Here is a 20,021-nt window from a genome sequence, read left to right as displayed (position 1 = left end):
GTCCCAGGTTTTGAAAACCTGGGACGTTTAAAAATATTACAAAGCTGCCATCGCTTCTTTCAGCGCTTTAATCTTTTCTTCGGCATCTGCCTTTTTCTTTCTTTCTACTTCTACCACTTCCGGCTTGGCATTTTGCACAAACCTTTCATTGCCTAATTTCTTTTCTACCGATGCAAGGAAACCTTCTAAATAAATGATGTCCTTCTCCAATTGTTCTTTTTGTGCGGTAGTGTCTAACTCTGTCTGTGTTTCTATGTATAGCTTATCTTTTTCTATCAATACATTTACACATTTTTCAACTGCAGTATCCGTAAACGCAATTTTCTCTGCATTTATTTGTTTTTGTAAAATATCAAACAATGGATGATAATCTGTAGTCCGTTCGGTTTGTATATGAAGGTTAATTGTTTCTTTATTTTTAATACTATTTTTTACCCGTGCGTCGCGTACTACACTAATGGTACTCTTTAATATTTCGCCTTGAGAAATTATTTTATCATTCACAGGCCGCCCGGAATTTTCAAACTGCTTAATTGAAAGGTCATCATCCTGCTCGCGCAACTGATGATAAATTTCTTCTGTAATAAAAGGCATGTAAGGATGCAACATCTGCAGCAATTCTTCAAAGAAATCAATTGTTACCTGTAATTTAGAATCAATCGTAGCGCCACCAAATTCGGGCTTTTGCCATTCCAAATACCAGCTACAGAAATCATCCCATATTAAAGAGTAAATAGTTTTAAGCGCTTCACTAAGTTTAAATTCTTTAAATAGTTTATCTACTTCAATCTTCACCTTAGTGATACGATTACGCATCCATTTCGCTGCGAAATCATCATCTTCAAGCTTCAGGTCGTTAATGATGCCATTGGGATTTTCTTCCCACATCTTTACCAGTTTCAGCGCATTCCATATCTTATTATTGAAGTTACGGCCTTGTTCCAGCGACGTTTCATCAAATAATAAATCGTTACCGGCAGGCGCTGCAATCATTATTCCAAAGCGAACCGCATCGGCTCCGTATTTATCAATCAATTCTAATAAGTCGGGAGAATTACCTAATTGCTTAGACATTTTTCTGCCCAACTTATCGCGTACCATTCCGGTAAAATAAACATCCTTAAATGGTATTTCTTTTTCATACTCTAAACCGGCCATCACCATTCTTGCCACCCAAAAGAATATAATATCTTGTCCGGTCACCAACACTGAAGTCGGATAATAATATTTCACTTCTTCGTTGCCAGGTGCTGTAATTCCTTTAAACACCTGCGAAGGCCAAAGCCAGGAAGAAAACCACGTGTCGAGCACGTCATTGTCCTGAGTCAGATCGTCAATAGTGAATGATGAATGGTGAGTAGATTCACTATCCACTTTTGACAATTCACTAAATGCTTCCTCTTTTGTTTCACCCACAACGCAGGTCCCATCAGGTGTGTACCAGGCTGGTATTTGTTGACCCCACCAAAGCTGCCGACTGATACACCAGTCTTTTACATTTTCCAGCCAATGTTTATAAGTAGCTAAAAAACGATCGCCCGGATGAATTTTAATATCGCCATCAACAACCGCTTTCAACGCCGGTTCGGCTAAATCCTGCATTTTTAAAAACCACTGCGTAGAAATTTTTGGCTCTACAACCGCATTGCTTCTTTGCGAAAAACCGTTCTTATTGTCAATATCTTCGGTTTTCACCAGATTGCCAGAAGCTTCTAAATCAGCAGCAATTTTTTTACGCACATCAAACCTATCTTCACCAACATATAGTTGTGCGGCTTTGCTTAAAGTACCATCATCATTTAATGTATCAATTACTTCAAGGTTATGTTTTAATCCAAGATTATAATCGTTGATATCATGTGCTGGCGTTATTTTTAAAGCGCCGGTACCAAATTCCATATCCACATATTCATCAAAAATGATGGGAATACGGCGATTGATCAATGGCACAAAAGCATAAGCACCTTTCAGATGCTGGTAACGCTCGTCGTTAGGATTTACACAAATGGCTGTATCGCCCAAAATGGTTTCGGGACGTGTAGTTGCGATAGTGATGTATTCACCGGAAGTAGCATCTTCCTCACTATCAACTAAGATGCTAAAATCGATAATTTTTGGTATCTTCGCAATAGCAGGAGTCGTTTCGGACGTTCGAGAGAAGGATTCTGCTTCGGCGGAAGGCATTGCTCGCCTGTTTGTAAGGGAAGATTCTAAACCAGTCTTCCCTTTCATTTTTCTCATTGTTGTCAAACACAATTCTTTTTGCCGGTTCTTACTTCTTCGAGATAAATAAAAGAACCGTCTTCCATTTTTTTATATAAGTGATGGCTTCAAGTCCTGTTTGGGTTTTGCTATCTCCTACAATCTGATCAGGACTATTTAGGATTTCAGGTATCCTTCCAAAATCTTGTTCAGTAATAGCAATTTGTCCACGCTTCTTTTCTTCCTCTTCATTTCCATGCTTTCTTAAAACATGGTTAAAGCTGCTTTTTCTATTGTATGTTTATAATCTGCCGTTATCTCCTTTCCGGTTAGTTGAGATAAAAACAATGCGCCTTCAGGTGTAACACTACCCAGTATGGTCTTTTCGTCAGCATTAAGATAGTCCGTCTTGATTTTTGCAGTAAAATTTACAACTATATTTTTTGCCTTTAGTAACAAGTCTTTTACACTCCAATATCTTACTGTAGGTTCGCTAACAATTAACCCTGATAATGATGATTCATCTAATTTATATTGTATATAATACAACTTGCTTTGCACTTCGCGGTATTCTACTTCTTCATCGCTTAATGCAGTTTTCGCAACCGGATCCCAATTGATCATTCGCGCGCCACGATAAATCAAACCTTTTTTATGAAGATCAACAAACACTTTGATTACCGCCTTGTAATAATGATCGTCCATGGTAAAGGTTACACGGCTCCAATCCACGCTACACCCCAATCGTTCAATCTGGTTGTAAATAATCCCACCATATTTATCCTTCCATTCAAATGCATACTTTAAAAACTCATCTCTAGTCAATGTGTTTTTATCAATACCTTTTTCACGCAACATCTGCACTACTTTCGCTTCTGTAGCAATAGAAGCATGGTCGCTACCGGGCACCCAGCATGCGTTGTAGCCGCTCATTCTGGCGCGGCGCACCAAAATATCCTGTACGGTCTCGTTCAGCGTATGACCCATGTGCAGCACACCGGTTACATTGGGCGGTGGGATCACCACAGTAAAGGCAGGTCGTCCATCCGGCTTGCTTTCAAAATACTTTTTTCTTTCCAACGATTGGTCCAAAATTGCTCAATCTGTGCAGGTTCAAAATTTTTCGATAATTGCATAGGGCTGCAAATTTACTGCATTGTTCAAAGAAAATTGCAGTATCTTTAAAAGAGGATTTTACTTATTTTTTCGATACGAACTACAGTGCTTATGGCATCGATATTGCATTGCAAGCACTTCATCGTCCCGATCAATAAGCATCATTTTATAATCAGCCTAACATTATTTTTAAACTGTCCTGTAGATTTAAAAATTGATAAACCATAGAAATACCAGCAGTATTATTGTAATTGATAAACACCTACCACATGCATTCTATAATCAGTCGCTTACTTTTTACGAGCTACCCGAACTCATTTAATTTAATTTAAATACAATCATAGATTTACTTAGATTTTAAAAATCTATTTGTTCATCAAAAAATAACACAGTTGCAACCTATAAGTCGATACTTCATTATTATTATTTTCTTCCTTGTCACCCATTATCCACCTGCTTGGGCACAGGGTAAATCAGAATATGCTGACAGCATACAAAATTTAATAATAGACGCAGAAAATACGTGGGTAAACGCGATGGCTCTGATAGTGCTTTTCTCCTGCTAAAAAAGCAGAAACATTGGCCTTGCGAACCAAAAATGTCATCGATCTTATGAGATTATATAGTAAAAAAGCTTTTCTTTTTCACTATATTAAAGATACAGCTGCGAGTCGAAGATATGTTCAAAAAACGAAAGAGCTTATTAAGCAAACTAATAATTCTTTAGAAATAGCATTTTGCTATGAAATATTTGGAATTATAGAACCAAAAGGCAGCAAAGAGGCTGAAAAATATTACCTGAAAGCCTACCAGCTTTTTTCAAAATTCGGGGAAACCGAAAATTTGATTGATGTGTGTTTTAATTTGGTAGATCATTACAATAAACTGAAAAACTGGAGCAATGTAATTAAATATGCACAATTGAGTATGGACGCTATTAAAGAATCTGGAATAAAATACGGACGGGCAAAATATCTTTACTCCTATACGCTACAAGCATATACGGAATTGGGGAATATTGAAAAAGGAAAGGAAACTATCGCTCATTTAGATTCTATTAGAAAAAGTTCAGGCTATTTTAAATATTCATTGTTTGAATATATGTACTTGAAAAGTGTTGGAAATTTCTATTCCAGCATCAATCAGTATGAAAAAGCAACGCAATTATATATTGAGGCATTTAAAATTGTGGACAGTTTGCGAAAGCAAAAAGAAATACAATTGAGCAACAACATGCTCACTCAAAATAAGTTAAACATTCAGAGTGAAAAGCTAAAAAGATTTGAGGTTGAAAATAAGCTCAAAAAAATGCAAATAAAAGTTGGGTTAATTGTTATTGCCGGCGTACTTGTTTTTCTAATTTTCTTTTCAATATATCAAAGAAAGGTTTCAAAAAAAACTGGTGCGCTGAACTTGGTACTTGAAAATAAAAACAAAGAATTGGAGACCCTGGCAACGGAACTCAAAAACGCTTTAAATGCCAAAACAGAGTTTTTAAATGTAATGACACATGAGCTTTATATACGCCCATAAACGGAATAGCCATTATCACACACAACCTAAAAGCAGAAACAAACAAAGAGTGTTTTGCCCAAAATCTGGACTTGCTTGAGTTTTCAAGCAATTATTTATACCGCCTTCTAAAAAATATGGTAGACACACGATCTATACATCAGGATAAAGACCTGATTTTAAACAGAGATGCTACACACCTGAAATCCCTGGTACAAAAAATTGCCAAAACCGTAAATATTTTTTAAAAACGTCAACCAATAGTTTTCAAAGTTCTGTTGATCCTAATATACCCGATCCACTACAAGTGGATTCTGTCAAATTATCGCAAATATTGATCAACCTGTTAAATAATGCGAATAAATATACATCAAACGGAAAAATATCTTTAGATATAAAACTGACAAAAGAAACGGACGATAACGTACTGATTAGATTCTGCATTACAGATACTGGTATTGGCATTGATCCTGAATTTTTTGAGATTATCTTCGATAAATTTCAACACGGATCCGATTCAATCAAAGAAAAATATGGAGGAAGCGGTGTTGGGCTTTATATTGTAAAACATTTCTTATCGCTTCACAACAGTGAAATTATTGTTAACAGCCAACCAGGCAAAGGCGCTTCTTTTTCTTTCTCCATCTGGTTTGAAAAAGTGTATAAAAACAAAACCTCACCTACAATGCTTACTAATCAAAAAATAGCAGGAAAAGTACTTTTAGTAGATGATAATAATGTAAACCTTATTGTTACCAAAACACTTTTAGAGACAAAACAATATTACTGCGAAACAGCAGAAAACGGGTTTGAAGCTATTGAAAAAGTAAAGGAAAAAACTTACGACCTTATACTTATGGATATTATGATGCCAGGTATAAACGGGTTTGAAACTACTCAAAAAATAAAAGAAGCCAATATACAAACACCTGTAGTGGCCTTAACGGCTGTAGACGTGAATCAAAACCAAGAAGATTTTGACAGAGTAAATTTTGCTGCTGTTATAACCAAGCCATTCATTCCTGATGAGTTTTTTGATATAGTGAAAAATGCTATCGGTCGTTCTTAAACTTTTGATACCATTAAATGCTATTTTATGACATAAAAAAAACCACCTCAAAATAGGACGGTTTAGATATGCGAAACTTTTTTGTTATTCTTTAATGTCAGCGGCTAAACCAGCGCCTGCAAAATCTCTGTTAAGTCGTGCAATATTGGTGATTTCAATTTCTTTAGGACAAACAGCTTCACAAGCACCAGTGTTGGTACAGCTACCAAACCCTTCTTTGTCCATTTGCGCCACCATGGCCAATGCGCGATTGTTTCTTTCCGGCTGACCTTGAGGTAGCAAGGCCAAGTGAGAGGTTTTTGCTGATAAAAACAGTAATGCCGAAGAATTTTTACAAGCAGCAACACAAGCACCGCACCCAATACAAGTTGCAGCAGCGAATGCTTTATCAGCAATATCCTTTCCTATCATGTGGCTGTTGGCATCAATAGTAACACCCGTATTCACGGAAACGTAACCACCTGCCTGTATAATTCTGTCGAATGAAGTGCGATCTACAATAAGGTCTTTCACCACAGGGAAAGCATTGGCGCGCCAGGGTTCTACCACAATGGTATCACCATCTTTAAAAGCACGCATGTGCAGTTGGCAAGTGGTAGTACCCTGCCAAGGACCATGTGGACGCCCATTAATATACATAGAACACATACCACAAATACCTTCGCGGCAATCGTGATCAAAAGCGATAGGCTCTTTTCCTTCATGTATCAGTTGCTCATTCAATACATCAAACATTTCCAGAAATGACATCTCCGAAGAAATGTTATTCACTTTGTATGTTTCAAAACCACCTTTGCTATTTCCGTCTTTTTGTTTCCACACTTTTAAAGTGAGGTTCATATTGTAATGTTCCATATTGTACTAATGAATCAATTTATAATTTTTATAAGAAAACGGCCTTAAGCCAAATTTCTTATCCAAAAATAATAAAGCCGGTGCTTTATACTTTTAAAATTCTTTTTATTAATATCTCTGTCAAAACTCCAATCTTCCTGTTCCACAATTTCTTTCATCACTACCGGATGCGTTGCTTCAAATAAAGTAAGCGAATCAATCTTGCTATAATCAAAGGCAATGTCTTCCTTATGATTGCTTTCCTTTCCATTATACAAACTACTAAATGCAGTCTGCTTGCGATTCATCACAACCGGGTTACGTGCCCAACCGTAATGATAAATATGGGCATTGATCAGTTTTACATTCAATTTACGGCCATCTTCCCACCTGAAGCCTTGCGCATCGCGATATGAGCGTATTGCCTTGTTATTTTTGATCACCCTTATTTCAAATGGATACCAACTGCGGCCATCGCCTAATAACCTGTAGCTTCCATAAAAATGATAATAGCGAAATAATAATCCGTCAATATTTTTATCATCTTTATACTTCAGCATTTGCCGGCGTATTTCTTCATAATCTTTTTCATGAATTACTTCGTCGCCTTGTATGTAAAAGAGCCAGTCCGCATCAACAGATGTAGCGTCCAATGCTTTGTTCGTTTCCTCTGCTAAAACCTTCCCACCTATTCTTAAAGATTCATCCCAAACACTGTATATCTTCCTAATCTTTTCCTGGGGCAAATTATCCACAACCTCATTTGTTCCATCTTCGCTATCGCCCAGGTTAATTATAAATTCATCGACCAAAGGTAATACAGATAATATAGACTGCTTAAAAGGGTAACCGTATTTCACCCCATTTCGAACAAATGAGAATCCGGCTACTTTCATTTTTATATTATTTATAATTTCTTTGGGTCGGCTTAATCAACTCGTAATCCAAGGGTTCTTTCTGCAATTCCCAATCACTATCTCCGTTATATTTCCAAGCAGCCACATACATAAACTCCTCATCATTTCTTAATGCTTCACCTTCCTCTGTCTGGCTTTCCTCGCGGAAATGCCCGCCACAGCTCTCTTTGCGCTCCAATGCATCTTTACACACATTAATTCGCCAAGTTCAATAAAGTCTGCCACCCGGTTTGCTTTATCCAGTTCCGGATTCATTTCGTGTATGCCGCCTGGTATGCGCACATTTTTCCAGAACTCTTTTTTAAGCTCCTGAATTTCGGTGATCGCTTCTTTTAATCCTTGTTCGTTACGCGCCATACCACATTTTTCCCACATTATTTTACCTAAGCGCTTATGGAAACTTTCTACAGATTGTGTGCCTTTTATATTCATCAATTGTGTGATGCGGGCATTTACTGCAGCTTCTGCTTCTACAAATGCCTTATCAGTTGTAGGTATTGGTTTAACGGAAATTTCATCGGCTAAATAATTACCAATTGTATAGGGTATTACAAAATACCCGTCGGCCAACCCCTGCATTAATGCAGAAGCTCCTAAACGATTAGCACCGTGATCGCTAAAATTAGCTTCGCCCAAACAATACAATCCTTTAACAGAAGTCATCAGCTCATAATCTACCCAAACACCACCCATTGTGTAATGCACTGCCGGGTAAATACGCATGGGAACTTCGTAAGGATTTTCGCCGGTAATTTTTTCGTACATATCGAAAAGATTACCATATTCTTCTTTTACCACTTCTTTACCCAAACGGATCAACGTTTCGGTATCGGGATTTTCAATACCCTGTTTACTGGCCTCGGCTCTTCCGTATTTATTAATCAGGTTATATTTAAAATCAAGATATACCGCTTGTTTGGTAGTACCTACGCCATAGCCCGCATCACAACGCTCTTTAGCAGCACGGCTCGCTACATCGCGTGGAACCAGGTTACCGAAAGCAGGATATCTTCTTTCCAGATAATAATCCCTTTCATCTTCAGGAATGTCGTTGGCTTTGCGCGTATCGTTTTGCTTTTTAGGAACCCAAATACGCCCGTCATTTCTTAAAGATTCTGACATCAGCGTTAGTTTAGACTGATGATCTCCAGAAACCGGGATACAGGTTGGGTGAATTTGCGTGAAGCAAGGATTAGCAAAATGCGCCCCTTTTTTGTGTGCTTTCCAGGCGGCTGTTACATTGCTGCCCATTGCATTTGTTGACAGATAAAAAACATTTCCGTAACCACCTGTTGCTAAAATAACCGCATGTCCAAAATATCTTTCTAACTGGCCGGTAGTAAGATTGCGCGCAATGATGCCGCGAGCCTTACCATCTATCATCACAATATCCAGCATTTCGTGGCGGGTATATTGTTGTACATTACCCAAAGCCACCTGCCTTTCCAGCGCCTGATAAGCACCTATTAATAACTGCTGGCCTGTTTGACCTGCAGCATAAAACGTTCTTTTTACCTGTGTACCTCCAAAAGATCTGTTGTTTAGCAAACCACCATACTCACGCGCAAATGGTACACCTTGTGCCACACACTGGTCGATAATGTTTGCGCTTACTTCTGCCAGGCGGTGCACATTGCTTTCGCGTGAGCGATAATCACCGCCCTTAACAGTATCATAAAAAAGACGAAAAACAGAATCGCCATCATTTTGGTAATTCTTTGCAGCATTGATTCCACCTTGCGCAGCAATAGAGTGTGCGCGACGCGGCGAGTCCTGAAAACAAAAAGCCTTAACCCTGTAGCCCTGCTCACCTAAAGTTGCGGCAGCCGAAGCACCAGCCAAACCTGTTCCAATCACAATCACTTCAATCTTCCGTTTGTTAGCAGGATTTACTAATTTACAATGGCCTTTATAATCGTTCCATTTTTCTTCCAGCTTACCCGCAGGTATTTTTGAATCAAGCATAAATCAAATTTCTAATTTCTAATCTCAAATTTCTAATGCAAACCCGTCAACGAACATCCGTCAACTGTCAACTTTTGTTACGAAATCCAGCCAAATAAAAAGCTAAGTGGCATCATAATAAAGCCTAAACATACAATTAAAGAAAACGCCCATCCCAAACCGATCATCATATTGATGTACTTATGATTGGTAAGGCCCAACGTGCGAAACGAGCTTTGAAAGCCGTGCACCAAATGCCAGAACAATGATGCAACCCCTAAAATATAAATAACAATCACAATGTGGCGGTACTCAAATTCACTAAACTTATATTTCATTTCAGCATACAAATTATGATAGGGCTTACCGTCAATTATCGTCTCTGTTAAACCTCCAAAACGGGAAGGAATCCAAAAATCAATAATGTGAATTACCAAAAAAATAAGTATCAAAGATCCTAATATACCCATTGAGCGGCTATACCATTTACTTCCTCTGTTACCCAGGTTTACGGCATACCCGATTTTCCGTTTGCTTCGGTTTTGAATTTCGAGCACCAAACCTTGAATAATGTGGATTAGGAAAAAGGCAAACAGTCCTATTTCCAGCACGCGCGGCACCCAGTTAGCTCCCATGAAATGAGCTGCTTTATTAAACATTACTCCGCCATCATTTGCCCAGATACAGGCATTTAACCCTACGTGTACTATCAGGAATAAAATCAGAAAAATACCGGAAAGCGCCATCGTTAGTTTCTTACCAACACTCGAAGTAAAAAATTGGGACCAATTCATATATAAGCTTATTCTAAAATTGTGAATGGGGCAAAAGTAGCACAGAATTATTAATTCTATGACAAAAAAATGACGCAATAAGCAAAACCATAGTTACAAATTCACGCAAACGATTGCATCCGGCCCCGTTTTTGCCCAATCTTTCTAAATCGTTAAAAAAATAGAACTATTCATCCGAAAAATATTCATTCCCGTAAATCCTAATATGAATATATTACTATCGTACACAGCAAAATTGAAATATATTTACTTTAGTTTACCAGGGGAACCTTTTAATTTTATTATTGATGAGAATAAGTAACAATTTGGAAGACCTATCAAAATCTGTCATTGAACAGTTAAGCAAGCTACAAACCACTATACAAGAATTAGGCGATGGCCTCTATACCCGGCATATACCAATAATGTACGACGCCAGCATTGGCATGCACGCAAGGCATATCATCGAAATGTATTTATGCCTTTTAAAAGCAGTTGAATTACAGGCGCCTGTTGACTATGATGCGAGAGATCGTGATGTGAAGATTGAAACAGATCCTGCTTTTGCTTCAGAACAAATTTCAATGATATGTCAAAAAATAAGTAACACTAACTTTGAAGAATCTTTGGAAGTTGTTTGTCACAATATGCGTGTACAATCTAATTACCAAAGGGAATTGTTATATCAGATAGAACATTCCATTCATCACATGGCATTGATCAAAACTGGGCTTCGCTCTTTGGACATTATTATTGAAGATGAAACCTTCGGGGTTGCCCCAAGTACTATTACTCATAAGCAGACATGTGCACAGTAACATATATTAAAGACGGCGATCATATTTTTTTACTTCCAACAGAGATGAATCTTTAAACCGGGCACCGGCAAAACCACCTCAGTGGTATCCATTCGCCAACGGTAACATCCTTTTCCCAAAAGACGGACATGCAGGAGGTTCCTGGTTGGGCGTTCACGAAAATGGAAAAATTGGCATTTTATTAAACGGAGCGGAAAAAGCACATATAAGGCAAACGCCTTATCGTCGAAGTCGCGGACTTATAATGTTGGATCTGCTCAACACAACATTACGGGTTGAGGATGAGTTCGAAACAATCGATCTTATGAACATTGAACCCTTTACCTTGCTACTTCTGAATTCAAATGGAAAACTTTACCAGCTTAGGTGGGATGGTTCACATAAAACTATTGTTGTTAAAGACGAGAATGAAAACCATATCTGGTCATCCAGCACGCTTTACCAACCAGAACATATTCAACAACGCGCAGCATGGTTTGATCAGCGGCAAAAACAAAATAAATTATCAGATACAAAACATATTCTCGATTTTCATACCAACGGTGGGGTAGGTAATCGTGATATTGATATTAACATGTACCGGACGGAAACGAAAATGCAAACTGTAAGCATCAGCCATATTGCAATCAATGGTTCGACACGTGAGCTACATTATTTCGATTTAATTAAACACAGCGAAACGATTGTACCTTTTTAAGTAAGTATCTGTCAGGGGAATATCATTTATGAGTAATAGTTCAAAAATCTTTCTACATAAAATACTAAACAAGGAATACTGGCCTTCGTTCCTGATTTACTTTCCCCTGTTTCCTGCATGGATCTACTACAGCATTAAAGCACGCTCCTTATTATTTCTTTCTGCGGCTAATCCCGGCATAGAATATAGCGGGATCTTTTTAGAACGCAAGAGCAAAATACATGAAACATTACCGCCTGCATTTACACCCAAGACAGTTTTAATTACACCAGGCAACACAGACGTTCACGAGGTATTAAATATTTTACAAAAAGGAAATATTGGTCTTCCTTTATTTGCCAAACCGGATATTGGAGAGAAAGGAACGGGTGTAAAAAAATAAATACAATCGTTGAAATGCAAGCCTATCACGCTTCTGCAACGACGCCCTATCTTGCACAATCGTTAATTCCGTTTGAGAATGAAGCTGGTGTTTTTTTATCAGAATACCCAACCAGTCAAAAGGTTTTATAAGCGGCATCGTTTATAAAGAACTGCCACATGTGATTGGCAATGGGAAAGATTCGGTAAGACATCTTGCATTTAACGATTTACGTTATGCTATGCAAAAAGAAAGCATCGAAAAGCTTTCGCGTGAATTACTTGATCATATTCCGTCAAAAGGAGAGCGAGTGAACCTGCTTAGTTATGGCAATCATGCAAGAGGCGCTAAGTTTTATGATTATACATTTAAAAACTCGCCGGAACTGGAGCAAACAATAAATGAAGTTTGTTGTGCCATTCCCGGATTTTATTATGGAAGGCTTGACATCAAGTTTGACAATTGGGAAGATTTCACTAAAGGGAAAAACTTTGCAATAGTAGAGTTAAACGGTAGTGGCGCTGATCCTACCCATATTTTCGATCCTAATCTTTCTTTAATTTCCGTTTGGAAAATTATTTTGAAACACTGGAGTGGGTTGTGCAAAGTGGCAACTTATTTAAACAGGCATCAAAACGTTCCTTACATGAGTATTAGAGAATATTTTATTCTAAGAAAAAATACAAGACGTATTTAAAAACCATAAAATAAAACGGATGAAACACCCGCGTAAATTTCTCACCATTTTAGATACATAGGTTTTATGATAAATAGGAGACATAAATACACATAATCGCTCTTTTCCCGAAGGCTATGTCCGCCTAAGGCGGATGCTAAATATCCTCAAACGAAGCAAATGCTATGTATCTATGTGTTTTATTAAAAAAGTTCAAGGATATACTTATCGGGCATTCCATCCGGCAAAAATAATTGCAGCCCAGCGGCAAACTATAAATTATAAACGAATGAAAATATTTATTTGGCTTTTACGTATTGCAGTAGCATTTATTCTGATCAATACCGTTATCATGCATAAATTCCGAGCCACTGAAGAAACCTTGTATATTTTTGAAACGATTGGCATGGAGCCTTACGGAAGAATTGCTACCGGGATTGTTGAACTAATTGCCGGCATATTAATCCTAATACCACGCACATCGGGTTATGGTGCTTTATTGGGATTGGGTACTATGGCCGGAGCTATTTACTTTCACCTTACAACTTTAGGTATTGAGGTTTTGGGTGACGGTGGCGAATTGTTTTATATGGCAATTGGTGTATTTGTTGCATGCCTCGTGTTAGTTATTATTCACCGGAAACAAATACTATTACCCTTCCGAAAAGCCAAGTCGGGCCGATAGTTGACCATCTATTTTTTAAATAAATGATAAGGCTTGTAAATCCTCCAATTGTCCAGTTCCATTAACTCAATAAATTGGTTGAGTTTTGCCTGCTTAAATTCATACTGGGTTTGTTCAGGCATATTCAGGCATACGATCCATCCGTCTTCATCAGAAAGTTCTTCATGTAATTCTTCATAGTATTCTTTATCACTACTGTGAAAATTAAGTACATTTTCCGCAATTAAAATAAACTTACAAATATCTTCCTGCATAAAAGCTTCCAGCACATCCCGCTTGAATGTCATAATATCGTTTTCTACCGCGTCATTCCACTCCCCTATCATTTCAATAATAGCGTACTTTTCGTCATAATCCGCCATCAGCACTTTTAAGTAAAGCGTTTTACTTCCAAAATAATCCCATTGCGGATGGATATAGTAATTGTAGACAGTATCTGTATATTCAAACTGTGAATGTTCCGCTCCAAAAAATGGAGAACGCTCATCTTCTTCACTCACATAAATGTGCTGCCAGTTATAGTAGGGTTCTAAATCGTGCATCTCCGCGGCAAGGTAAATTTATTTGCTTTATTAGCAAAGAGCAACGCTTGTCTAGGTCGAAAAATCAACTATTACTGAAAAGCAATTAACTTTTTTTTAGCAATCTTCAGCTTCGCATACTATCCAGAGATTCGGATACAAAATATCCATCCCCCTTTCTTCTAACAATAATACCTTCTCTTCGCAGGTCCCGGTAGGCTCTTTCAGCTGTTGCAAGAGAAATAGTATTGCCTTTACCAATATCTCTCGCAGAAGGAAGCTTTCCTCCTTTCTCAAATTCGCCATTTAAAATAGCCTGTTTTAGAACATTCTTAACCTGTAAATACAAAAATTGTTCGGAAGACGGATTTATATCAACATTCAGATTACAATCAAAGACCATTCTTCCATTTTTAAAAATTGCTTTCATCCGGTTCTTTTTTATGATTTTAATAGTCAGTTGGCGGAGCTTTGGGGTATGCAAAACGTTGGCTCATTTCATATAACACCACCTATAGATTTAAAACTTGCTTAATTCAGGGATTGGGAAGCGCGGTAACAGAAACCCGCAAATAGGAGTGTTAAAATATGCAATCGCTCTTTATACCCTTACCCGAAACTACTTACAGAATCGAGATAAGAGCATTCATATCGTACCAAAAAATCAGCTTTTTGATACAATTCATTTGACTTTCTGGTTGATTTTCAGTCCAATTGATGTGGTTTGCTCCTTTAAGCAGTAGCATATTTGTACAGGCAATAATGAATGCACCAATTCCTGGATTACGAATTACTGGTATTATCCTGCTGACTGTATTTCTTGGGTGTAGTGCCATACCGCTTTTGAAACATGCGGCCAAAACTAGTTGCATCAGCATAACCTACCATAAATGCTATTTCGGTAACCGAATGTCCGCCTTCGAGTAATAAACGGGCAGCTTTGCTTAGCCGGATGTCCGTAACAAATTCATGTACCGATTGGTTACTAATAGCTTTGATTTTTCGATATAGTTGAGTGCGGCTCATGAACAATTGATTAGCCAGCCATTCCACATTCACCTCTGCATCAGCCATGTTTTCTTCTATCAATGCTACCGCTCTGGTAAGAAAGGATTTATCGGCGGCATTAAGCCCAACGGGGTTTGTGTAAGACTCCGGCGACTGTCCAAATAACTCCCGAAGTTTTGTCCGGCTTTCAATAAGATTACGAATACGAACCTGTAGCAACGGCATGCTAAATGGCTTTGCAATATACGCATCAGCTCCTGTCTCATATCCTTCTGCTTCATATTGATCAGACTTACGCGCCGTTAGCAAAACAACAGGTATATGGCTGGTGTTTTGATCTGTTTTTAATTTTTTACAGAGTTCCAAGCCATTCATGCCAGGCATCATAATATCGCTAATGATCAGATCTGGTATCGCAGATATTGCCTTTTCAAAACCTTCCGTTCCATTGGTTGCTTCTATAACAGAATAAGGCTCCGATAAATTTGAGCTTACATAATTTCTTATATCATCATTGTCTTCAACTAATAATAATGTGAGTCTTTCTGTTGATTCTTCTATTTTAGGCAAATACAAAAACTTATTTTGTAAATAGTCCTCATTCATCATGTTTTGTTGTGGACTTTCTATACCGACATTATTGGTTTCAATATTCATGATTGTAACAATAAAATCAGCACCAATACCAGATTTGCTCTCATGCATGGATAGATCCCTGATGCAGTTCAACGAGTTCCTTTGTAAGGGCAAGCCCCACTCCCGTTCCAGAATGTTGTTCATCAGTTTCCACCTGATAAAAAGGGTGAAAAACCTTCTCAAGATTTTCAACTTCAATACCAATTCCGGTGTCAGATACAGATATCATCACATTGTCAGGCGCTTCACTCTCTGCCCGAATAATTACGCGAATCGTTCCTCCTGGAGGCGTAAACTTAAAAGCATTTGATAGAAGGTTGTAAAGCACTTTGCCAACAATATCAGCATCAAAACCCATAATTATCTTTTGCGGTGTGGCCGATACTAAGAATTCAATATTTTTTTCTGCTGCTTTAAAATCGAATGCTGCTGAAGTGTTTTTTAGAAAAGCGACTAAATCCTGCCGAACTGGTTTCAATTGCATTTTACCAGATTCCAGTTTTCGAAAGTCGAGAAACTGGTTGATAAGCGTAAGTAACCGTTGAGCATTACGATACATCACGTTGTAGTGAGAACGATCCTTTTCGGTTGCTGTATTTTTTCAAGTAACGATCTTAGTGGATCAATAATAAGTGTTAACGGTGTACGAAACTCATGTGAAACATTAGTGAAGAAGCTGGATTTTAATTGATCCAGTTCCTGCGCCTTCTCAGCTTTAAGGCGCTCTGTTAATATTTCACGATGATATTGCTGTCTTATCTGAATGATTCGAAACAATGCAAAAACAGCCATCAAAAAGAATAAAGTGTAAATGGTATAAGCCCACCATGTTTTCCACCATGGAGGCAACACTATAATTTCAAGAATAGCGGGTTTCAAATTCCAAACACCGTCGCTATTGGATGCTTTAACCTTTAAAATATACTTGCCATCGGGCAAGTTGGAGTAACTGGCAACACGGCGCGTAGCATCTGTATAAATCCATTCTTTGTCCTGGCCATCCAGCATATAAGCATATTGATTTCTTGCAGGATTAGAATAGTGAAGCGCAGTAAATTCAATGGAAAAGCTTTTATCCTCGTGTGTTAAGGTAATTGTCTTTGCCATATGTAGTGGTGTAGAAAGAATTATTCGCCCATTTATAGTATCTCCTACACGTACGGTTTTATTCAGAACCTGAAGAGCAGTAAAAGTTGGGTTTGGCAAAAACGGGTTATCAACGATTTCATTCGGGTTGAAATGAACAAATCCTTGCGTGGTTCCGAAATACATTTGCCCAGACGCCTGCTCGAAGAATCCTGAGCCATCCATGAACTCGTAATCCTGGCCAGGTTTCTTTACCGTATAATTTTGAACCTGCTCACTTTTGATATTAAATTTGGATATTCCATTTTTATGCGCAAACCAGATATATCCCGGTGTTGTGCCGCTACGCGGGTAATATATTGATCTACTAACCCAGTTTTAATAGTATAACTTTTGATGCTTCTGGTTTGCGGATCAATCCTGCTAAGCCCGTTTGCTGCTCCAACCAAATAGAACCATCCGAATCTTCTGTTACTGAATACACACGTTCATCCGGCGATCTTGTATCGGACGCTACACTTGTATACATAATAGTATCACTCCAGGCACTGCTTTGAGATTTGCGTTTTAGCTGAACCAACCCGGCATATTCTGTGCCTATCCATAGATTATTTTTAGAATCAAAGAAAAGACATCCCGCTCCCGATCGGGTGTAGAAACCAAACGGCTGTTTCTCAAAAGTTTTCACATGGGGGTCATATTTAAGCACTCCGTTATAATACGAGAACCACAATTCACCCGTCAAAGGATCTTCCGCTATGGCGTAAAAACGGCTATATTCAGTCTCTTTACCCGCATCAAAATAAGTGGTCAATATTTTCGTTACAGGATCATACTTATCAAGTCCTGATCTTTTTCCGATCCAAATATTGCCGTTTTTATCTTTGAGAAGCGCTTTAATATTTTCTCCTTTTAATTGCGTCAATACGTAATGGGTTGTTTTACTTTTAAAATCAAGAAAAACTAAGCCATCATCTTCAGTACCCAACCATATACCTTTGCTATCAACCCACATCGACCTTACAGCCCTGATCAAGTCAGGCTGTCCTGGAGCATTCACCTTTGTACTCTGAAACCTGCTTGCATTAAGATCAGCTTTATTAATTCCTCCAGAACCAGTTCCTACCCATAAGATATCAGCGTCATCACGATAAATACAATTAACATTATTATCATTCAAACCACCATATACACCAACAGGTGTTTCAAACACAATATGCTCTTTAGTAAATGAAAGGTGGAATGGGCCGATCAGTTTTCGCAAAAAATCTTTTGAGTTTTCAAACACCACCAGGTCTCTCATTCGGCTTACAGAATCTCTAAAAGGAGCGGGTAGATCGGTTAATTTAAATCGGGTAAAATTATCAGTATTATAATTGTAACGACAAACCGTCTCATTGAAAACTGATATCCAAATGTCTCCTTTTTGATCTTTATATAAATAGTGAATACGGTTGCTGGCTAAAGAAGATGTATCGCCAGGAATGGTCCGGTATATTTTAAATGAATAGCCATCATAACGACAAAGCCCATTCCAGGTGCCAAACCACATAAATCCGTACTTGTCTTTTACAATGCCTCTTATGGTACTTTGTGGCAAGCCATTTTTAGCAGTTATATATTCGAAACTAACCTGTTGCCCGTTAAGCGCTTTAAAAACAAATACGCCAAATAATAAGATGGATATTCTCAAAAAAGCAGCCATTGACAAACTGATTCTGTTCAGTTACGAATATAAACCATTAAAAGTTTGTATAGTTAGTATTTATAGTCTGCTCAGCAAAAACGATTTGAGTTCGTCAAATAATGGTTTAATAACCACCGATTCTTTCTTGACTTTCATCATCGCATCCAGCGTTGACGGAATTGCTACATTTTTACCTGTCGCGGCTTCCACAGCATCTGGAAATTTTACCGGGTGTGCGGTTTCCAATATAAAACCTTTATCAGCAGTATTTTCCTGTAAATGATTTTCCAAAGCAAGATAAGCTACTGCGCCGTGTGGATCCAAGGTATATCCATGTTTATCATACACACTTTTAATAGTATCGATCGTTTGCTGATCGGTTATGGTTTGAGCCGATAAGTTTTGTTTTAGATTTGGAAACTGCTGTTGAAAGAGTTCGATGATCCTTACAAAATTACTCGGATTGCCTACGTCCATTGCATTGGATAACGTAGCTACAGCTTCTTTAGGTTTCAGTTCCTCCGTTTGTAAATAGTGCGATACAATATCATTTACGTTGCAAGCTGCAATAAAATGCCCAAGTGGCAAGCCTGTGACTTTTGCTAAAATTCCTGCGCATATATTTCCAAAATTTCCGCTGGGTACACAAACAACAGGGTTAATACTTTTTTGTTTCCATTGTTTGTAAGCTAAGAAATAATAAATCTGCTGCGGCAACCAACGTGCTACATTAATAGAATTTGCAGAGGTTAAGAATTTTTTATCGTTGATGTCTTTATCTGCAAAAGCCTGCTTTACCATTCGCTGACAGTCATCAAAGTTGCCTTCCACTTCAAGCGCTGTAATATTTTTTCCAAGTGTAGTTAATTGTTTTTCCTGCACCGTACTTACGCGACCTTTGGGATAAAGTATTACTACATTTACATTGTCTACTCCATAAAATCCATTAGCGACAGCACCACCAGTATCTCCTGAAGTAGCCACCAACACTGTTACTTCACGATCTTCATTTTTTAAAAAATGTCCCAGACAGCGGCTCATAAACCTTGCTCCAACATCTTTAAAAGCAAGCGTTGGGCCATGAAAAAGTTCTAACGAAAAAATATTATCAGTAATAGGTTCAAGCGGAATTGGGAAACTGATTGTTTCGTTTACAATGTTATAAAGCTCCTCATCATTAAGGGATCCATCAACATAAGGTTTCATTACCTGAAATGCTATATCAATATCTGATAAAGATTCAATATCCGCAATCAATGATTTTTCAACAACAGGTAATTTTTCGGGATAGTACAATCCCTTATCAGGCGCTTGTCCTAAAATAGTAGCTTCTTTAAAAGATACAACTGGAGACTGTTTATTAAGGCTATAATAATTCATTAGATGGTGGGGAAGGTTTAATGTGGTTGGATGTGGTTGAAGTTTGTTTAAGATGGTTGAATGGTTAGCGAGTAGGGAGTAGTGAGTGATGAGTAGGCG

18 protein-coding genes and 2 pseudogenes are annotated in these 20,021 nt (G+C 38.0%); 7 read left to right on the top strand and 13 right to left on the bottom strand.

The features are described from left to right. Positions 1–36: 36 nt before the first annotated feature. Positions 37–3,338, bottom strand: a pseudogene (locus MKP09_RS24225) (valine--tRNA ligase). 592 nt (positions 3,339–3,930) lie between these two features. On the opposite strand from MKP09_RS24225, the gene MKP09_RS24220 reads away from it, so the two are divergent. Further along, positions 3,931–4,851 (top strand): hypothetical protein, encoded by a 921-nt coding sequence (locus MKP09_RS24220; RefSeq protein ID WP_240833211.1) that lies wholly within the window; start codon positions 3,931–3,933, stop codon positions 4,849–4,851. 286 nt (positions 4,852–5,137) lie between these two features. After that, complete coding sequence (locus MKP09_RS27700) at positions 5,138–5,899, top strand: response regulator (protein ID WP_317235429.1); 762 nt, start codon at positions 5,138–5,140, stop codon at positions 5,897–5,899. Positions 5,900–5,983: 84 nt separating this feature from the next. Here MKP09_RS27700 and MKP09_RS24210 read toward each other — a convergent pair whose 3' ends face one another. The 5 genes from MKP09_RS24210 to MKP09_RS24195 all read right to left on the bottom strand — a co-directional run bounded on the left by MKP09_RS24210 (position 5,984) and on the right by MKP09_RS24195 (position 10,388). Then, entirely contained in the window at positions 5,984–6,754 is a 771-nt protein-coding gene (locus tag MKP09_RS24210) for a succinate dehydrogenase/fumarate reductase iron-sulfur subunit (RefSeq protein WP_240833209.1), read from the bottom strand. Positions 6,755–6,798: 44 nt separating this feature from the next. Further along, positions 6,799–7,629 carry a glycosyltransferase family protein gene (locus tag MKP09_RS24205; RefSeq protein ID WP_240833208.1) on the bottom strand — a complete coding sequence of 277 codons (831 nt, stop codon included), beginning with the start codon at positions 7,627–7,629 and terminating at the stop codon, positions 6,799–6,801. Positions 7,630–7,636: 7 nt separating this feature from the next. Further along, on the bottom strand, positions 7,637–7,843 hold the full coding sequence (locus MKP09_RS27085) for a hypothetical protein (protein ID WP_317235428.1): 207 nt from the start codon (positions 7,841–7,843) through the stop codon (positions 7,637–7,639). After that, positions 7,759–9,615 (bottom strand): fumarate reductase/succinate dehydrogenase flavoprotein subunit, encoded by a 1,857-nt coding sequence (locus MKP09_RS24200; RefSeq protein WP_262915606.1) that lies wholly within the window; start codon positions 9,613–9,615, stop codon positions 7,759–7,761. Before MKP09_RS24200 ends, MKP09_RS27085 begins: the two co-directional genes overlap by 85 nt. A gap of 77 nt (positions 9,616–9,692) precedes the next feature. Beyond that, positions 9,693–10,388, bottom strand: coding sequence for a succinate dehydrogenase cytochrome b subunit (locus MKP09_RS24195; RefSeq protein WP_240833206.1), 696 nt, complete (start codon positions 10,386–10,388; stop codon positions 9,693–9,695). Between the two features lie 305 nt (positions 10,389–10,693). Here MKP09_RS24195 and MKP09_RS24190 point away from each other — a divergent pair, with 305 nt between their 5' ends. The 5 genes and pseudogenes from MKP09_RS24190 (at position 10,694) to MKP09_RS24170 (ending at position 13,604) form a co-directional block, all read left to right on the top strand. Beyond that, the gene (locus MKP09_RS24190) at positions 10,694–11,185 is read left to right on the top strand and encodes a hypothetical protein (RefSeq protein WP_240833204.1); all 492 of its coding nucleotides are present in this window, start codon (positions 10,694–10,696) and stop codon (positions 11,183–11,185) included. Positions 11,186–11,225: 40 nt separating this feature from the next. Then, positions 11,226–11,882, top strand: a pseudogene (locus MKP09_RS24185) (NRDE family protein); the annotation flags it as partial. A 28-nt stretch (positions 11,883–11,910) separates the two neighbouring features. Beyond that, positions 11,911–12,264, top strand: coding sequence for a hypothetical protein (locus tag MKP09_RS24180; protein ID WP_240833202.1), 354 nt, complete (start codon positions 11,911–11,913; stop codon positions 12,262–12,264). A gap of 160 nt (positions 12,265–12,424) precedes the next feature. Continuing rightward, positions 12,425–12,940: a hypothetical protein gene (locus MKP09_RS24175; RefSeq protein ID WP_240833200.1), complete on the top strand. Its 516-nt coding sequence runs from the start codon at positions 12,425–12,427 to the stop codon at positions 12,938–12,940. 268 nt (positions 12,941–13,208) lie between these two features. After that, positions 13,209–13,604, top strand: coding sequence for a DoxX family protein (locus MKP09_RS24170; protein ID WP_240833198.1), 396 nt, complete (start codon positions 13,209–13,211; stop codon positions 13,602–13,604). Between the two features lie 8 nt (positions 13,605–13,612). Here the strand turns inward: MKP09_RS24170 and MKP09_RS24165 are convergent, their stop codons facing one another. From MKP09_RS24165 to thrC, 7 genes are all read right to left on the bottom strand, one after another. Further along, positions 13,613–14,146 carry a hypothetical protein gene (locus MKP09_RS24165; protein ID WP_240833197.1) on the bottom strand — a complete coding sequence of 178 codons (534 nt, stop codon included), beginning with the start codon at positions 14,144–14,146 and terminating at the stop codon, positions 13,613–13,615. 106 nt (positions 14,147–14,252) lie between these two features. Beyond that, complete coding sequence (locus MKP09_RS24160; protein WP_240833195.1) at positions 14,253–14,555, bottom strand: GntR family transcriptional regulator; 303 nt, start codon at positions 14,553–14,555, stop codon at positions 14,253–14,255. Positions 14,556–14,908: 353 nt separating this feature from the next. Continuing rightward, a complete protein-coding gene (locus MKP09_RS24155; protein ID WP_240833193.1) occupies positions 14,909–15,838 on the bottom strand; it encodes a response regulator transcription factor in 930 nt (309 codons plus the stop codon). After that, positions 15,831–16,328, bottom strand: a complete 498-nt coding sequence (locus MKP09_RS24150) for a sensor histidine kinase (protein ID WP_240833191.1) — start codon at positions 16,326–16,328, stop codon at positions 15,831–15,833. Before MKP09_RS24150 ends, MKP09_RS24155 begins: the two co-directional genes overlap by 8 nt. Then, entirely contained in the window at positions 16,328–17,080 is a 753-nt protein-coding gene (locus MKP09_RS24145) for a triple tyrosine motif-containing protein (protein ID WP_240833189.1), read from the bottom strand. The genes MKP09_RS24150 and MKP09_RS24145 overlap by 1 nt, the downstream gene beginning before the upstream one ends. 142 nt (positions 17,081–17,222) lie before the next feature. After that, a complete protein-coding gene (locus tag MKP09_RS24140; protein ID WP_240833187.1) occupies positions 17,223–18,560 on the bottom strand; it encodes a ligand-binding sensor domain-containing protein in 1,338 nt (445 codons plus the stop codon). 60 nt (positions 18,561–18,620) lie between these two features. Continuing rightward, positions 18,621–19,922: a threonine synthase gene (gene thrC / locus MKP09_RS24135; RefSeq protein WP_240833185.1), complete on the bottom strand. Its 1,302-nt coding sequence runs from the start codon at positions 19,920–19,922 to the stop codon at positions 18,621–18,623. Positions 19,923–20,021: the final 99 nt, after the last annotated feature.

It is taken from the genome of Paraniabella ginsengisoli, from assembly GCF_022513635.1.
GTDB classification, from domain to species: domain Bacteria; phylum Bacteroidota; class Bacteroidia; order Chitinophagales; family Chitinophagaceae; genus Niabella; species Niabella ginsengisoli.
This window is presented reverse-complemented; position numbering and strand designations above follow the sequence as displayed.

Excerpts from the sequence above, each read along its gene's own strand:
- MKP09_RS24210 (WP_240833209.1), bottom strand. The coding sequence starts at position 6,754 with ATGGAACATTACAATATGAACCTCACTTTAAAAGTGTGGAAACAAAAA.
- MKP09_RS24170 (WP_240833198.1), top strand. The coding sequence starts at position 13,209 with ATGAAAATATTTATTTGGCTTTTACGTATTGCAGTAGCATTTATTCTG.
- MKP09_RS24165 (WP_240833197.1), bottom strand. The coding sequence starts at position 14,146 with ATGCACGATTTAGAACCCTACTATAACTGGCAGCACATTTATGTGAGT.
- thrC (WP_240833185.1), bottom strand. The coding sequence starts at position 19,922 with ATGAATTATTATAGCCTTAATAAACAGTCTCCAGTTGTATCTTTTAAA.
- MKP09_RS24200 (WP_262915606.1), bottom strand. The coding sequence starts at position 9,615 with ATGCTTGATTCAAAAATACCTGCGGGTAAGCTGGAAGAAAAATGGAAC.
- MKP09_RS24180 (WP_240833202.1), top strand. The coding sequence starts at position 11,911 with ATGAGTAATAGTTCAAAAATCTTTCTACATAAAATACTAAACAAGGAA.
- MKP09_RS24155 (WP_240833193.1), bottom strand. The coding sequence starts at position 15,838 with ATGCATGAGAGCAAATCTGGTATTGGTGCTGATTTTATTGTTACAATC.
- MKP09_RS24220 (WP_240833211.1), top strand. The coding sequence starts at position 3,931 with ATGAGATTATATAGTAAAAAAGCTTTTCTTTTTCACTATATTAAAGAT.
- MKP09_RS24140 (WP_240833187.1), bottom strand. The coding sequence starts at position 18,560 with ATGGCTGCTTTTTTGAGAATATCCATCTTATTATTTGGCGTATTTGTT.
- MKP09_RS24205 (WP_240833208.1), bottom strand. The coding sequence starts at position 7,629 with ATGAAAGTAGCCGGATTCTCATTTGTTCGAAATGGGGTGAAATACGGT.
- MKP09_RS24195 (WP_240833206.1), bottom strand. The coding sequence starts at position 10,388 with ATGAATTGGTCCCAATTTTTTACTTCGAGTGTTGGTAAGAAACTAACG.
- MKP09_RS24160 (WP_240833195.1), bottom strand. The coding sequence starts at position 14,555 with ATGAAAGCAATTTTTAAAAATGGAAGAATGGTCTTTGATTGTAATCTG.
- MKP09_RS24145 (WP_240833189.1), bottom strand. The coding sequence starts at position 17,080 with ATGGATGGCTCAGGATTCTTCGAGCAGGCGTCTGGGCAAATGTATTTC.
- MKP09_RS24150 (WP_240833191.1), bottom strand. The coding sequence starts at position 16,328 with ATGTATCGTAATGCTCAACGGTTACTTACGCTTATCAACCAGTTTCTC.